Source organism: Pseudomonas sp. MWU12-2020, assembly GCF_023100605.1.
Classification (GTDB): domain Bacteria; phylum Pseudomonadota; class Gammaproteobacteria; order Pseudomonadales; family Pseudomonadaceae; genus Aquipseudomonas; species Aquipseudomonas fluorescens_H.
Window position 1 is genome coordinate 239,314 of record NZ_JALMEX010000002.1, and the last position, 14,191, is coordinate 253,504.

General features: G+C 62.4%; 12 protein-coding genes. 6 read left to right on the forward strand and 6 right to left on the reverse strand.

Going from position 1 to position 14,191, the window contains the following annotated elements:
• Positions 1 to 90 precede the first annotated feature (90 nt).
• Positions 91 to 1,242, reverse strand: coding sequence for an MFS transporter (locus M0814_RS05225; protein ID WP_103484468.1), 1,152 nt, complete (start codon positions 1,240 to 1,242; stop codon positions 91 to 93).
• A 372-nt stretch (positions 1,243 to 1,614) separates the two neighbouring features.
• On the opposite strand from M0814_RS05225, the gene M0814_RS05230 reads away from it, so the two are divergent.
• On the forward strand, positions 1,615 to 2,595 hold the full coding sequence (locus M0814_RS05230; protein ID WP_103484466.1) for a diaminopimelate epimerase: 981 nt from the start codon (positions 1,615 to 1,617) through the stop codon (positions 2,593 to 2,595).
• Between the two features lie 128 nt (positions 2,596 to 2,723).
• Here M0814_RS05230 and codA read toward each other — a convergent pair whose 3' ends face one another.
• From codA to M0814_RS05250, 4 genes are all read right to left on the reverse strand, one after another.
• Positions 2,724 to 3,971 (reverse strand): cytosine deaminase, encoded by a 1,248-nt coding sequence (gene codA, locus M0814_RS05235; protein ID WP_103484465.1) that lies wholly within the window; start codon positions 3,969 to 3,971, stop codon positions 2,724 to 2,726.
• Between the two features lie 14 nt (positions 3,972 to 3,985).
• Positions 3,986 to 5,257, reverse strand: a complete 1,272-nt coding sequence (gene codB / locus M0814_RS05240) for a cytosine permease (RefSeq protein ID WP_103484464.1) — start codon at positions 5,255 to 5,257, stop codon at positions 3,986 to 3,988.
• A 445-nt stretch (positions 5,258 to 5,702) separates the two neighbouring features.
• Positions 5,703 to 6,059: a 6-carboxytetrahydropterin synthase QueD gene (gene queD / locus M0814_RS05245; protein WP_003223505.1), complete on the reverse strand. Its 357-nt coding sequence runs from the start codon at positions 6,057 to 6,059 to the stop codon at positions 5,703 to 5,705.
• Positions 6,060 to 6,154: 95 nt separating this feature from the next.
• Positions 6,155 to 7,234 (reverse strand): patatin-like phospholipase family protein, encoded by a 1,080-nt coding sequence (locus M0814_RS05250; RefSeq protein WP_003223508.1) that lies wholly within the window; start codon positions 7,232 to 7,234, stop codon positions 6,155 to 6,157.
• 261 nt (positions 7,235 to 7,495) lie between these two features.
• On the opposite strand from M0814_RS05250, the gene M0814_RS05255 reads away from it, so the two are divergent.
• Genes M0814_RS05255 through M0814_RS05270 form a run of 4 tightly spaced genes read left to right on the forward strand, consistent with a single transcriptional unit; the run spans position 7,496 to position 10,106 of the window.
• Positions 7,496 to 7,804 (forward strand): PepSY domain-containing protein, encoded by a 309-nt coding sequence (locus M0814_RS05255; RefSeq protein WP_003223509.1) that lies wholly within the window; start codon positions 7,496 to 7,498, stop codon positions 7,802 to 7,804.
• Positions 7,804 to 8,124 carry a PepSY domain-containing protein gene (locus M0814_RS05260; RefSeq protein ID WP_003223510.1) on the forward strand — a complete coding sequence of 107 codons (321 nt, stop codon included), beginning with the start codon at positions 7,804 to 7,806 and terminating at the stop codon, positions 8,122 to 8,124. The genes M0814_RS05255 and M0814_RS05260 overlap by 1 nt, the downstream gene beginning before the upstream one ends.
• Before the next feature lie 3 nt (positions 8,125 to 8,127).
• On the forward strand, positions 8,128 to 8,796 hold the full coding sequence (locus M0814_RS05265; protein ID WP_003223514.1) for a response regulator transcription factor: 669 nt from the start codon (positions 8,128 to 8,130) through the stop codon (positions 8,794 to 8,796).
• A complete protein-coding gene (locus tag M0814_RS05270) occupies positions 8,793 to 10,106 on the forward strand; it encodes a sensor histidine kinase (protein ID WP_103484463.1) in 1,314 nt (437 codons plus the stop codon). Before M0814_RS05265 ends, M0814_RS05270 begins: the two co-directional genes overlap by 4 nt.
• 126 nt (positions 10,107 to 10,232) lie before the next feature.
• On the opposite strand, the gene M0814_RS05275 is transcribed toward M0814_RS05270, so the two are convergent.
• Positions 10,233 to 12,380, reverse strand: coding sequence for a methyl-accepting chemotaxis protein (locus M0814_RS05275; protein WP_103484462.1), 2,148 nt, complete (start codon positions 12,378 to 12,380; stop codon positions 10,233 to 10,235).
• Positions 12,381 to 12,830: 450 nt separating this feature from the next.
• Here M0814_RS05275 and M0814_RS05280 point away from each other — a divergent pair, with 450 nt between their 5' ends.
• Positions 12,831 to 14,150: a Na+/H+ antiporter NhaC family protein gene (locus M0814_RS05280; protein ID WP_027613996.1), complete on the forward strand. Its 1,320-nt coding sequence runs from the start codon at positions 12,831 to 12,833 to the stop codon at positions 14,148 to 14,150.
• The last annotated feature ends 41 nt before the right edge of the window (positions 14,151 to 14,191 follow it).

Genomic DNA, 14,191 nt, shown 5'->3' on the forward strand with positions numbered 1-14,191 from the left:
TGCTCCCGCTGGACTGCGCAGCAGGCCCGATTTTTTGGGGTCGCTTCGCAACCCGGCGGGAGCAAGCTCCCTCGCCACAATGATGGGTGTTCAGACCTTGAGGACTTTGCCGCCAATGGCCACCGCCACCAACAACACCGCCATCAAGCCAAACGCAAAACTCAAACTGCTGGCATGCGCGACAAAACCGATCACCGCCGGCCCCGCCAGAATCCCCGCATAACCCAGAGTGGTAATGGCCGGTACCGCAATGCTTTCCGGCATCACCGTCTGCTTGCCCACTGCGGTGTACAGCACCGGCACAATGTTCGAACAGCCGGCGCCGACCAGCGCATAACCCAGCAGCGCGGCTTCCCAGCTCGGGGCGAAGGTCGCCAGAAACAGGCCTGCCGCTGCCAGCAACCCGCCAAACAGAATCACCCGTGTGGCGCCCAGACGCCGGACAATCCGGTCACCCATCAAACGTCCGGCCGTCATGGTCAGGGCAAATGCGGCGTAACCCAACCCCGCATACGCCGTGTCGATCCCGCGTTCCTGCGCAAGGAACACCGCGCTCCAGTCCAGCGCCGCGCCTTCGGTGAGGAACACGATGAAACACATCCCGCCGATGAACAGCACGATACCGTGGGGAATGGCGAATGCCGGGCCGGAACTTTCACTGCCGTAGGGCAACATGTGCGGCACCGCTTTGAACAGTGCGCCGATCAACACCGCCACCACGACCAGCATCGCTGCCAGCGGTGTCAGCCCGAGGCCGAGCAGGGCGCTGACACCGGCCGCGCCGACGATCCCGCCGAGGCTGAACAGGCCATGAAACCCCGACATCATGTGCTTGCCGCTGGCCCGTTCGACGATCACCGCTTGCAGGTTGACGGTCGAATCCACCGTGCCCAAACCGGCGCCGAACATGAACAGCGTGGCGATCAGCGCCGGTATCGACGACACCGTTGCCAGCAATGGCAGCGCCGCGCAAATCAGCAGGGTGCCGCCCGTCGCGACTTTGCGGCAGCCGAAGCGCGTGGCCAGAATCCCCGCCAGCGGCATCGCCAGAATCGAGCCGACTCCCAGGCACAACAGCAACAGGCCCAGCGTGCCTTCATCGAGCCCAGCACGGGCTTTGGCGTACGGCACCAGCGGCGCCCACGCGGCAATCCCGAGGCCGGCGATGAAAAAAGCGATGCGCGTCGACATCTGTTGCAGGCGTCCGGGGACGAGGGTGTCTTGGGGGTTGAGGCTGGTCATATCGATCCTTGGCAAAAAACGTCGCGTCCCCGAATGACAGTGATCGCGCGTCGAGGTTCGATCGCAGGTCTCAGGGCGGTGCAACCGACATCCTAACCTGTAGGGATGAGTCTGCTCGCGATAGAGGTGTGTCAGCCAAAGAATATAGTGACTGACACACTGCCTTCGCGAGCAAGCCCGCTCCCACATTAAATGGCGGGCGCTCACAAATCTGCTGTCATGCGCAGATTACTGTGGGAGCGGGCTTGCTCGCGAAGGCGGTGGCTCAGGCAATGACCAGGGCGCCTGACACCCCGCTCTCGCGAGCAGGCTCACTCCTGCAGGGGATCGCGGTTTACAGTGAGGGCTTCGACAAGGTGAGTGAGGCCGGTGATGACGCAGTTCTACGATGCGCGGGGCAATATTTACGGGGTGATTTCGCCCCAGGCACTTCGTGAGGCGGGGATCGATTTGCCGGTCGGTGCGGCGCAGTGTGCTGTGTCGAGACCGGCATGGAGCCACGCAGCCATTGCGCTGTGCTGCGACTGGCCGGAGGGCCAGCGTCCGGCGGGGAGCAAATCGCACCGCAGCGATGGTCTGTTGATCGGCCCGTTCCAGTCAGCGCCGCCGTTCGACGTGCTGATCGTCAACACCGACGGCACCTTGGCCGAGCGCAGTGGCAACGGCCTGACGATCTTTTCCCAGACGTTGTTGGAGCAGGGGCTGATGCCGGCGGAAGGGGCGTCGCTGCGAGTGCATCACGACAAGGGTGATGCCGTGGAAACCTCGGTGAAACCGGCCGAAGTTGAAGGCGTGAACGGCTTCTGGCTGAACCTCGGTCAACCGGGCTTCGGGCCTTCTGCAGTGGGTGCGCAGCAGGTTGAAAAACGCACCTTCAATGACAAGGACGTCAGCCACGTAGAGCAACTGGCCGGGCTCAACCCAGCGTGGCAGCACAGCCAGTTCGTGCGCATTGGCAATCCGCATTGTGTGACGTTGTTGAGCGACGTCGCCGATCTGCCGAGCAACCCGCAAATGCGCGAACCGCCATGGGCCGAAGGCCTGACCCGAATCGCCTACGCGATGCCGACCGGCGCCGGCCAGCCATGCCCGGCGGGCGTCAATCTGCAATGGGCGGTGCTTGAGTCAGCGCAGCGTATCGTCGCCCGGGTGTTCGAGCGTGGCGAAGGGCCGACGGCGTCTTCCGGCACCAGCGCCAGCGCAGTGGCGTGTGCGGCGTGGGCGGTGGGCTGGGTGTCGAGTGGGGAAGTGCAGGTGGTGATGCCGGGAGGAACGGCGCCGCTGTTGCTTGAAGAAGAGCGGGGCGAATTGGTGCGGGTCAGGTTGTTTGGTACGGCTCGATTGATCGGCTGAAGCGGCAATCGCCTTGGCTGGCAAGCCAGCGCCCACAGGGTTGTGTGGTGAACACAAATCACGCGTTCACTGCTGAATACTGTGGGAGCTGGCTTGCCAGCGATGAGGCCATCAGCCTGACAACAATTTCAGATCTGTCCGCTGCTGAACGCCACTACCGGCATCTGCCGCTGCATCAGCACCTTGCCGCCACGAATCGAATACAGCGGCAGGCCCTGGCTGCGGATCATTTCGTAATCGCTGTCCGCCGACAGAATCAGCAGGTTGGCCGGGCGTCCTTGTTCCAGACCATAACGCTCGCCCAGATGCATGGCCTTGGCACTGTTATCGGTGACCAGATCCAGCGCATTCTGCAGGTTGCGATAGCCGAGCATGTGGCAAATGTGCAACCCGGCTTCGAGCACGCGCAGGATGTTGCCGTTGCCCAGCGGATACCACGGATCGACGATCGAGTCCTGGCCGAAACACACGTTCATCCCGGCCTCCAGCAGCTCGTTGACCCGAGTCACGCCACGGCGTTTCGGGAAGTTGTCGAAGCGCCCCTGCAGGTGAATGCTTTCGGTCGGGCATGAGACGAAACTGATCCCGGAATGCCCGAGCAGGCGGAACAGTTTGGCGCAGTAAGCGTTGTCGTAAGAGCCCATTGCCGTGGTGTGGCTGGCCGTGACCCGCGCGCCCATGTCGCGGCTGCGTGCCTCTTCGGCGAGCACTTCGAGAAAGCGTGAGTGCGGGTCGTCGGTCTCGTCGCAATGCACATCGACCAGGCAACCGGTGCGTTCGGCCAGGTCCATCAGAAACTTCACTGAACTGACGCCCTGATCGCGGGTGTATTCGAAATGCGGAATGCCGCCGACCACATCGGCGCCCATGCGAATCGCTTCTTCCATCAGCTCGCGACCGTTGCGGTACGACTCGATGCCTTCCTGCGGGAAAGCGACGATTTGCAGGTCGATCAGATGCCGGGATTCTTCGCGCACTTCGAGCATCGCCTTGAGCGCGGTGAGCTGCGGATCGGTGACGTCGACGTGGGTGCGCACGTGCTGGATGCCGTGGGCGGCCAGGGCCTGAATGGTTTTCTTGGCGCGGGTCTTGGTGTCTTCTTCGGTGATGGTGACCTTGCGCTCGCCCCAGCACTCGATGCCCTCGAACAGCGTGCCGCTCATGTTCCAGCGTGGCTCGCCGGCCGTCAGCGTGGCGTCGAGGTGGATGTGCGGCTCGACGAAGGGCGGCACCACCAGATTGCCGCCGGCATCGAGGTCGCCGGGGTTGAGGGTCGGGGCTTCGGTCTGGCGACCGATGCTGCGGATCAGACCGTCTTCCAGGTGCAATTCGTGCAAACCTTCCTGGTTGCGCAGTCGGGCGTTGATGATGTGCATCAGGCGAATCCTTCTTATAGGTCTTGTAATGGCACGGTGGCGCGACGGGCGCCGAGCAGGCCGGTGACGATGACATACGTTAGCGCGGCGGCAGCAATCCCTACCAGCGGCGCAACCCACGGCGATTGGAACGCAGCGAGTGTGCCGACCGCGTAGGCCCCCAGCCCTGGCCAGTTGAACGCAGGCAGCCGTGCGTCGGCCAGTCGCGGATAGCGCCCGCGCCAACGGAAGAAAAAGTCAGCCATGATCACCCCGCCAATCGGCGGAATCACCGTACCCAACAGAATCAGGTACGGCACCAGCATGTCGTACATGCCCAGCAGGGCGAGCAGGGTGCCGATCACCGCGCCGGCCAGGGTCACGGTTTTGCGTCGGCCGGTGCGCAGCAGGTTGCAGCCGGCGACGGCGAAGTTGTAGATGGTGTTGTCCTGGGTGCTCCAGATATTCAGCAACAGCATGGCCATCGCGGCCATGGCGAAACCTTGCAGCAGCAACACTTCAACCACGTCCGGCTGCTGATAGACGATTGCGCCGTAGGCGCCGATCAGCACCATCAGGCCATTGCCGATGAAAAAACCGATCAGGCTCGCCAGCACGGCAACCCGTGCCGACCGCGAGAAGCGTGTCCAGTTGGTCGCCTGGGTCGCGCCGCTGACGAAAGTGCCGAACACCAGCGTGATCGCGGTCGACCAGTCCAGCGAACCGCTCGGCACCACGGCCAGCAAACCATCGAAGCCGCCAACTTTTACCGTCGCGACCCACATCGAAAGCATCAGCAGCAACATCATCGCCGGCACCGCGATGTACGACAGGATCTCCAGGCCGCGATAACCGACATACGCCGTGGCGCAGAACACCAGGCCGAACAGCACCATCAGGCCGAGCACCGTGCCTTCGTCGAGATCGAAGTATTTGCCGAGCACCACGGCGGCGGTCGCGGTACCCCAGGCATACCAGCCGATCTGGGTGAAACCGAGGATCAGGTCGCTGAGCTTGCTGCCGACCTCGCCGAAACAGAAGCGCCCCATCAGTACCGAATTCAGGCCACTTTTGAACGCGATGTAACCCAGCCCTGCCGCGTAGAGCCCAAGCAGCAGATTGCCGATGATGATCACCGCGAGCATCTCGCCAAAACTGAACGCGACGCCGAGCTTGCCGCCGGCAAACATGGTGGCGGTGAAGAAGGTGAAACCGAGCAGCACCATGGCGGTTGAGGCCAGGCCTTTGCGTGCATGCATCGGGACTTCGCTGAGGGGGTAGTCGTTGCCGGGATCGTTCTGCGTCATGGGGCGTTCCTTGCTGGATTGGGGAGACGCGGGGTGGGTTGCAGTGGTCGTGCCAAAGACCGTTATGCGGATTATGTATAGCTGAGTCAGGAATTTCGGGGCGAAAGCAGTGCACCAGAACACACACAGGCCCAATGTGGGAGCGGGCTTGCTCGCGAATGCGCCCGGTCAGCCGATGCAGATGGCGACTGATACACCGCTTTCGCGAGCAAGCCCGCTCCCACAGTTTTGAACTGTGTGGGGGTCAGAGGTCGGGGATGTCGCGGTAAGCCAAAAAGCATAGGCATAAAAAAACAGCCGTGAAGGCTGTTCTCTGGCAAATCACTGTTTCCTTGTGGGAGCGAGCCTGCTCGCGAAGAGGGCGTGTCAGTCGATATCAATGTCGGCTGATAAACCGCTTTCGCGAGCAGGCTCGCTCCCACAGGGGAATTCGGGGTGTATTGAGTTATTCACCGCGATAGATGCAACCGCTGGTGCAGGTCTCGTGAATGCGGATCGCGCTGAGTTCCGGCAGCAGGGGCTTCATTTCATTCCAGATGAATTTGGCCAGGACTTCGCTGGTCGGGTTTTCCAGGCCGGGAATGTCGTTCAGGTAGTTGTGATCCAGACGCTCGTACAGCGGCTTGAAAATCGCCTTGATCTCGGAGAAATCGCGGATCCAGCCGGTGTGCGGATCGAGGTCGCCGCTCAGGTGAATCGCCACCTTGAACGAGTGACCGTGCAGGCGCCCGCACTTGTGGCCGTCCGGTACGTGCGGCAGGCGGTGGGCGGATTCGAAAGTAAACTCTTTGAAAATTTCCACAGTATTTTCGGCTCTGTTCAGGTGGCGTTCGCCGCAGCGATTCGGGCAGGCGGCGAGTTTACCAGCTTGTGTTTGGCGATGCGGGAAAACACTGACTAAAGGGTCAGCAAGCGCTCGGCGAGGCGACCGTTGGCAGCCAGTTCAAGAAACTCGTCGCCGAGACGGCGGCTTTCGTCCATCGCCGCGTGCCAGTACTTTTGGCGGCTCGGCGCATCGCCCATGAAGCGCTTGAAGTCGTTACGATCCGGCAGTTTGCCGTAGGGCAGGCGCGCCAGATATTCCTTCGACGGTGCCAGCAACAGCACGTCCTGCAAGCGCTCGACCGAGGCCTTGCGCCAGGGCAGAGTCTTGTCGAACCAGCCCGGAATCACCCGGTCGGTGAAGTGCGGATAGAGCACGATGCCGTCGCCGCTGTAGGGCAGGTCGAGGTGATAGTCGAGCAGCCCGCCGTCGCGGAAGGTGCCGGCACCGGCACCCGGCAGGTCGCGCACGCCTTCCATGACCATCGGGATCGAACCGGACGCCAGCAGCGCCTGGCGCAGGTTGCCGGCATTGAGGGCGACGAAGCGCGACGGGAAGTCGTGCAGCGCATTGACCGGCGGGGCGAGGCGCGGGTCGTGAATGATCAGCCGTTCGAAGTGTCGCGACAGGCGCGCGCGACCGCGCAGGTTATCGGCGATCACCGAGCCCAGCGCCAGGCCGAGGCGGCCACGATGATCGTCGGCCAGGCGTCCGTGGCTTTTGACCACCATGATGTTCAGGCGGTAGTCGGCATTGTTGAGGATGCTGGCGTCGCGGCCGTCGAGCAGGTCATTGAGCATGCGCTGCGAGCTCGCGCTGATCTCGGCCATAGTCACGCCTTTGTTGAAGTTCTGCTCGGCATACAACTGGCCGAGGCGGCGGATGCCTTCGGCGGCATCCGGCAGGCAGGCGCTGGCGAAGCGCCAGGAGCCGACTGAAGCACCGATCAGTGAGCGTTCACGCGGCGCGCTCGGCAGCCATTCGCCGAACAACGCCAGATCAAGCCCCTGAATCCCCAATGCCTTCGGCCCGCCGGCCGCACCGGGCAGGGTGCCGACGTCAGCGGCGTTCAGCCCTTGGGCACGAATGCGCGCCATGGCCCGAGGGCCGGCCTTGAGGGTGAGGGCGGGGAACTTGATGTGGATGGCGGTCATACCGGTCTCGATCGTTAGCAAGCTTTGGATTATAGGCGCACTACTTGACCCTGTGGGAGCGGGCTTGCTCGCGAAAGCGGTGTATCAGTCGCCATCATTATTGCTGACCCACCGCATTCGCGAGCAAGCCCGCTCCCACAGGGTTTTGCATGAATCTGCAAATGAGGTTGGTGCCAGGGGCAATGATGGCAATTCAGTTTCAGTTAAGTTCATCCCGCTAAGGTGCCCACCGTAGCTGCACATAAAAATACGGAGACACCCATGAAAACCCTGACTGCCCTGTCCATTGCCGCGATCATCGGCCTGACCGCCAGCCTCGCCCATGCCCGCGATCTTGGCCCCGATGAAGCCCTGCGCCTGCGCGACGCTGGTACTATCGTGTCCTTCGAGAAGCTCAACGCCACGGCGCTGACCAGACATCCGGGGTCGACCATCACCGATACCGAACTGGAAGAGCAGTACGGCAAGTACATCTACCAGATCGAAATGCGTGACCCGCAAGGGCTGGAGTGGGACCTGGAACTGGACGCGGTCAGTGGGCAAGTGCTCAAGGATCATCAGGATACTTAATGAAGCCGTATTTGTTACAGCCACGCACCGGCAGCCGACTGGCCCTGGTGCTATTGGCATTCTGCTCGGTGGCGGTGGCCCGTGATCTTGGCCCCGATGAAGCACTGCGTCTGCGTCAGCAGGGGGTGATCCTGCCGCTGGAGCAGGTGCTGCAACAGGCGCTGGATCGCTACCCCGGAGCGAAACTGCTGGAAGTCGAGCTGGAGGAAAAGCACGACGTCTACGTTTATGAAGTCGAGTTGCTAACGGTCGAGGGCGTGGCGCGCGAACTGCACCTGAAAGCCGATTCCGGCCAATTACTCAAAGACAAGGAAGATTGATCGATGCGTTTGCTTCTGGTGGAAGACCACGTGCCGCTCGCCGACGAACTGATCGCCGGCCTGCAGCGCCAAGGCTACGCGGTGGACTGGCTGGCGGACGGACGCGATGCGGTCTATCAGGGCAGCAGCGAGCCCTATGACCTGATCATTCTCGACCTCGGCCTGCCCGGCGTTCCCGGTCTGGAGGTGCTGGCGCAATGGCGCGCGGGTGGGTTGTCGACCCCGGTGCTGATCCTCACCGCCCGCGATTCCTGGGCCGAGCGCATCGAAGGCCTGAAGGCCGGTGCCGATGATTACCTGACCAAACCGTTTCATCCCGAAGAGCTGCATTTGCGGGTGCAGTCGTTGCTGCGTCGCTCCAAGGGCCAGGCCAATCAGCCGACGCTGAAAGCGGCCGGCCTGCATCTGGATGAAGGTCGCCAGTGCGTGATTCGCGACGGCAGCGAGATTCAGCTGACCGCCGCGGAATTCCGCCTGCTGCGTTATTTCATGCTGCACCCGGAACAGATCCTGTCGAAAACCCACCTCGCCGAGCACCTTTACGACGGCGAGACCGAGCGTGATTCCAACGTCCTCGAAGTTCACGTCAACCACCTGCGGCGCAAGCTCGGTAAAGCCGTGATCGAAACCCGTCGCGGCCAGGGTTACCTGTTCGGCGGGCAAGCTTCGTGAGGTCGATCCAGCGCCGTTTGAGCCTGGGCCTGATCAGTGTGATGGTGATCGTCGGTCTGGTGCTGGCGCAAACCAGTCTGTGGTTGTTCGAAGTCGGTTTGCAGCGCTATCTCGAAGCCGGACTGCGCAACGACAGCGAAAGCCTGCTGGTGGCGCTGGTGCGCGGCCCGCAGGGTTTGCAGCTGGATGAGCGGCACCTGTCGCCGGCCTATCAGCGACCGTTTTCCGGACATTACTTCCGCATCGATTTTGCCGACAGCCACTGGCGCTCGCGTTCGCTGTGGGATCAGGATCTGCCGCTGCTGGAACACCCCGGTTTGCACAGCAACCTGCAACTGGGGCCGGACGGTCAGCAGTTGCTGGTATTGCGTTCGGACTATCGACGTCTGGGGCAGTCGATCTCGATCAGCGTCGCCCAGGATTACACCCCGGTGCGCGAGAGTTTCCAGCGCATGCGCCAAATCGGCCTCGGTCTGGGGCTGGCCGGATTGCTGCTGATTCTGCTCCTGCAACGGCTGACGGTGCGCCGCGCGTTGAAGCCGCTGGAACGGGCTCGCGAGCAGATTGCCCAGTTGCAGCAGGGCCAGCGCTCGCAACTGGACGATCAGGTGCCGGTGGAACTGGAGCCGCTGGTGGCGCAGATCAACCATTTGCTGGCGCACACCGAGGACAGCCTCAAGCGTTCACGCAATGCGCTGGGCAATCTGGGGCATGCGCTGAAAACGCCGTTGGCGGTGCTGCTCAGTCTGGCGTCGAGCGAAAAACTCGATGCCCATCCGGAGCTGCGCAAGATCCTCAAGGAACAACTGGAGCAGGTGCAACAGCGGCTCAATCGTGAACTCAATCGCGCGCGGTTGTCCGGTGATGCACTGCCGGGTGCGTTGTTCGACTGTGACGCGGAATTGCCGGGCCTGCTGGCGACGCTGAACATGATCCACGGCGAGCATCTGGCATTGAGTTACGTCGCGCCGCCGGGGCTGCAACTGCCGTGGGATCGCGAGGACTTGCTGGAACTGCTCGGCAACTTGCTGGACAACGCCTGCAAATGGGCGGATGCCGAGGTGCGTCTGAGTGTGATCGAACGAACTGACGGCTACGCCCTGAGCGTTGAAGATGATGGGCCGGGGATTCCCGAAGAGCAGCGTAGTCAGGTATTCAGCCGTGGCACGCGGCTCGACGAGCAGACTGACGGGCATGGTCTGGGGCTGGGGATTGTGCGCGATATTGTCGAGACGTGGGGCGGCGTGCTGGTGCTGGGCGAGAGCGAGTGGGGCGGGTTGAAGGTGGTGATCGAGTTGCCCAAACGCTGATTTTCCCAACACCACAAATCCCCTGTAGGAGCTGCCGAAGGCTGCGATCTTTTGACTTTGATCTATTAAAAACCAAGATCAAAAGATCGCAGCCTTCGGCAGCTCCTACAGGGTAGGGTGGGGCAGTCAGACCCGGAACTGATCCATCAGACTCTGCTGCTGATTCGCCAGGCTATTCAGCGACTGGCTCACCCGCGCCGACTCGTTGGCCTGTCCGGACAGCGATTCGGTCACGTCGCGAATGGTTGCCACGTTGTTGTTGATCTCCTCGGCCACCGCGCTCTGTTCTTCCGCCGCGCTGGCGATCTGCAGGTTCATGTCGCTGATCACCGTCACTGCATCGCCGATCTGGCGCAGTGCGGTCACCGCTTGCCCGACCTGTTCGACACTGCCCTGCGCCTGCCGATGGCTGTTGCCCATCGACCCGACCACATCCTGAGTACCGGTCTGCAGTTGTTCGATCACCTGACGGGTTTCTTCCACCGACTCTTGGGTGCGGCGGGCGAGGTTGCGCACTTCGTCGGCGACCACGGCAAAACCGCGCCCGGCTTCACCGGCACGGGCGGCTTCGATCGCGGCGTTGAGGGCCAGCAGGTTGGTTTGTTCGGCGATGGCGCGGATGGTTTCCAGCACGGTGCCGATCTTCTCGCTGTTGGCGGCCAGGCCTTCGACTTGAACCATCGCCGCGCTCATGTCGGCGGCAAGGGTGTCGATGCTCGCGGTGGTGCGGTCGATCACGGTCAGGCCCTGACGGGTGGCGCGGTCGGCGTCCTTCGCCGCTTCGGCGGCTTGCGCAGCACTGCGTGCGACGTCCTGCGCGGTGGCGCTCATTTCGTGGGACGCGGTGGCGACCTGATCGACCTGACGGTATTGCTGTTCCATGCCGGCGCTGGTCTGGGTGGCGATGGCCGAGGACTGGTCGGCGGTGTTGCGCGCGTCCTGCACCGAGCGTTTCACTTCGGCGATGATCGGCTGCAACTTGTCGAGGAACTTGTTGAACCAGCCGGCCAGTTGACCGAGTTCATCCTGCTTGTCATAGGCCAGACGTCGAGTCAGATCGCCTTCGCCGCTGGCAATGTCTTCGAGCATATTGGCCACGCCGAGGATCGGTTTGGTCACGCTGCGCGCCATCAGCCACACCAGCAGCAGGCCGACCAATGCCGCCAGCACGCCGAGGCTCAGCTCGATCAGGGTGCCGGAGTTGTTGCTCGCATCGAGTTGCTGCTTGAGCGCTTCGGCGCGGCTGACCAGCACCTTTTCCGGCACGTCGAGCAACACGCCCCACGACGGGCCGCCGGGGATCGGCTGGAACGGCGACAGCACTTTCAACTGGCCGTTGCTGTGCAGGCTGCTGACGCTGCTGCTGGCGGCGAGTTGACGCAGCAGTTCGGCGCCGCTAACGGTGTCCACGGCATCCAGGCGCTTGCTCAGTTTGCTGGCGTCCGGGCTGTAGCCGGCGAGCAGACCGGTGGGGCTTATGATGCTCACGGCAGTCTGGCCGTCGTAGAGCTTTTTGCTCGCGCCCTGGCTGATCGCTTGCAGGCTGTTGAGGTTGATGTCTACCGACAGCGAGGCGATGACTTTGCCGTTGACCATCAGCGGGAAGACGATGCTGGTCATCAGCACGTTCTGGCCGTCGATCACATAGAAGTACGGCTCGATCACGCACGGCTTGAGCGTAGTGCGCGGGCAGGTGAACCAGGCATTGGCGGCCTGACCGCTTGGGCCGGTGCTGGTGTCGGCCATGTCGCTTTCCGGAAGGGCCATCGAGGTGACTTTGCCGGGCGTCGGCTGCGACCAGTACAGGGCGAAGCGGCCCTTGTCGTTGCTGCCCAGCTCGGCCTGACCGGCGAACAGTTCATCCTTGCCATCCAGCGCGTTGGCTTCGAACACCAGCGACAGACCGAGCAGATCCGGGTTGGCTTGCAGGGCGGACTTGACCTGGCGGGTCATGTCTTCGCGCAGGTCGAAGGCGTCGAGGAAGCGCTTCTCGGCCTGTTCGCGCAGGAACAGCACCTGCCGCGAGAAACCGTGACCGTATTGATAGGCGTCCATGAACTGCTGGCGAATCCCGGCAGCCTGCACTTCGCCTTGGGATTCAATGCGCGCCTGGGCCGACTCGGTCAGCATCTCCATGCTCGAAGCCTTCACCAGCTCGGAGCTGTGCTCCATGCGATACAGCGAAAGACCCACCAGCAGGGTCACGATGCCCGCCAGGCACAGGCCGGCGAGCAGGGTGATTTTCCATTGAATGGAAAGTTGTCTGAGCGACATGGAGACGTCCTTATTCGATAAATATCTGAGACTTTGCACTGTAACGGCCGCGTTTCGGCTTTCTTTATTGTTCAGGCGCAATATGACCAATTGCCGCAGCTGAGTGACATTTAGGCCCCTGTGGCGAGGGAGCTTGCTCCCGCTGGGGTGCGTAGCGCCCCCAAACCCTGCTAATGCGGTCATTCAGGCATAACGCGTCTACCGAGTTTGCGACTGCTGCGCAGCCGAGCGGGAGCAAGCTCCCTCGCCACAGGGATCTCCTGCGCATCACCGGGTTCTGCATTGTCAGTTACATTTCAGTTCAGCCGCTCGCTTTGACACCGCCGCCACTCTGCGGCACAGTGCGCGCCCTTCTAATAAGACCCTCTTTGCAAATCCGCCGGTCAAGCGTTGGCGGACTCATCCTGTCTGGCGGTGATGATTTCATCGCAGTGTTTTTGAGGTAGTGAAATGAATGCAGTGATTGCTGCGGTCGGCGTCATGCTGATCCTCAGCCTGTCCCGCGTGCACGTGGTGATCGCCCTGATCGTCGGTGCGCTGGTCGGTGGCCTGACCGGTGGTCTGGGCATCGACGCCACGCTCAAGGCGTTCAACAGCGGCCTGGGTGGCGGGGCGACGGTGGCGTTGTCCTACGCATTGCTCGGCGCGTTCGCCGTGGCGATTGCCAAGTCCGGACTGGCCCATGCGCTGGCCGACAAGGCCCTGGCGATGGTCGATCGCCAACACTCGACCGGCGGCGGCAGCGTCAAGTGGCTGCTGATCGGCCTGCTGTGGGTGGTGGCGATTGCCTCGCAGAACATCCTGCCGATCCACATTGCGTTCATCCCGCTGCTGGTGCCGCCACTGCTCTATGTACTGACCAAGTTGCAGCTGGATCGCCGGCTCATCGCCTGCGTCATGACCTTCGGCCTGATCACCCCGTACATGGTGTTCCCGGTGGGTTTCGGCAACATCTTCCTCAACCAGATCCTGCTGGCCAACGTCAGCAAGGCCGGGGTCGATATCAGCCAGATCAACGTCATGCACGCCATGGCGATTCCGGCGCTGGGCATGGTCTTCGGCCTGTTGCTGGCGGTGTTTTTCAGCTATCGCAAGAAGCGCGTTTACGATCTGCAGAAGATCGAACAGGTCGAGCAGGTCAGCGTGGCGTACAACCCGAAGACCATTGGCATTGCCGGTCTGGCAATTGCCGCCGCGTTCATCATTCAGTTGCTGCTGGATTCGATGATTATCGGCGCACTGGCCGGGTTCCTGATCTTCTCGGCCTCGGGCATCGTCAAGTGGCGTGAGACCGACGACCTGTTCACCGAAGGCATGAAAATGATGGCGATGATCGGCTTCATCATGATCTCCGCCTCGGGTTTCGCCGAAGTGCTCAAGGCTACTGGCGAAGTGCGCTCGCTGGTCGAAAGTGCGGCGGCGTGGATCGATCACAGTCAGGCGATCGGCGCGCTGTTGATGCTGCTGGTGGGCCTGATGGTAACCATCGGTATCGGCTCGTCGTTCTCCACGGTGCCGATTCTGGCGGCGATTTTCGTGCCGCTGTGCGTGCAGCTGGGCTTCAGCCCGATGGCCATCGTGTGCATCGTCGGCACCGCCGGGGCGCTGGGCGACACCGGCTCGCCGGCCTCGGACTCGACACTGGGCCCGACCTCCGGGCTGAACGTCGATGGCCAGCATCACCACATCTGGGACACCGTGGTCCCGACCTTCCTGCACTACAACCTGCCGCTGCTGGCGTTTGGCTGGGTGGCCGCGATGGTGTTGTAAACGCTGAAACCTGTGGGAGCGGGCTTGCTCGCGAATGCGGT

What these genes read in the sequence shown, in the direction of transcription:
- M0814_RS05260 (WP_003223510.1), top strand. Translation starts at nt 7,804, where the DNA reads ATGAAGCCGTATTTGTTACAGCCACGCACCGGCAGCCGACTGGCCCTG.
- M0814_RS05275 (WP_103484462.1), bottom strand. Translation starts at nt 12,380, where the DNA reads ATGTCGCTCAGACAACTTTCCATTCAATGGAAAATCACCCTGCTCGCC.
- M0814_RS05255 (WP_003223509.1), top strand. Translation starts at nt 7,496, where the DNA reads ATGAAAACCCTGACTGCCCTGTCCATTGCCGCGATCATCGGCCTGACC.
- M0814_RS05280 (WP_027613996.1), top strand. Translation starts at nt 12,831, where the DNA reads ATGAATGCAGTGATTGCTGCGGTCGGCGTCATGCTGATCCTCAGCCTG.
- codB (WP_103484464.1), bottom strand. Translation starts at nt 5,257, where the DNA reads ATGACGCAGAACGATCCCGGCAACGACTACCCCCTCAGCGAAGTCCCG.
- codA (WP_103484465.1), bottom strand. Translation starts at nt 3,971, where the DNA reads ATGCACATCATCAACGCCCGACTGCGCAACCAGGAAGGTTTGCACGAA.
- M0814_RS05265 (WP_003223514.1), top strand. Translation starts at nt 8,128, where the DNA reads ATGCGTTTGCTTCTGGTGGAAGACCACGTGCCGCTCGCCGACGAACTG.
- M0814_RS05225 (WP_103484468.1), bottom strand. Translation starts at nt 1,242, where the DNA reads ATGACCAGCCTCAACCCCCAAGACACCCTCGTCCCCGGACGCCTGCAA.
- M0814_RS05250 (WP_003223508.1), bottom strand. Translation starts at nt 7,234, where the DNA reads ATGACCGCCATCCACATCAAGTTCCCCGCCCTCACCCTCAAGGCCGGC.
- M0814_RS05230 (WP_103484466.1), top strand. Translation starts at nt 1,615, where the DNA reads ATGACGCAGTTCTACGATGCGCGGGGCAATATTTACGGGGTGATTTCG.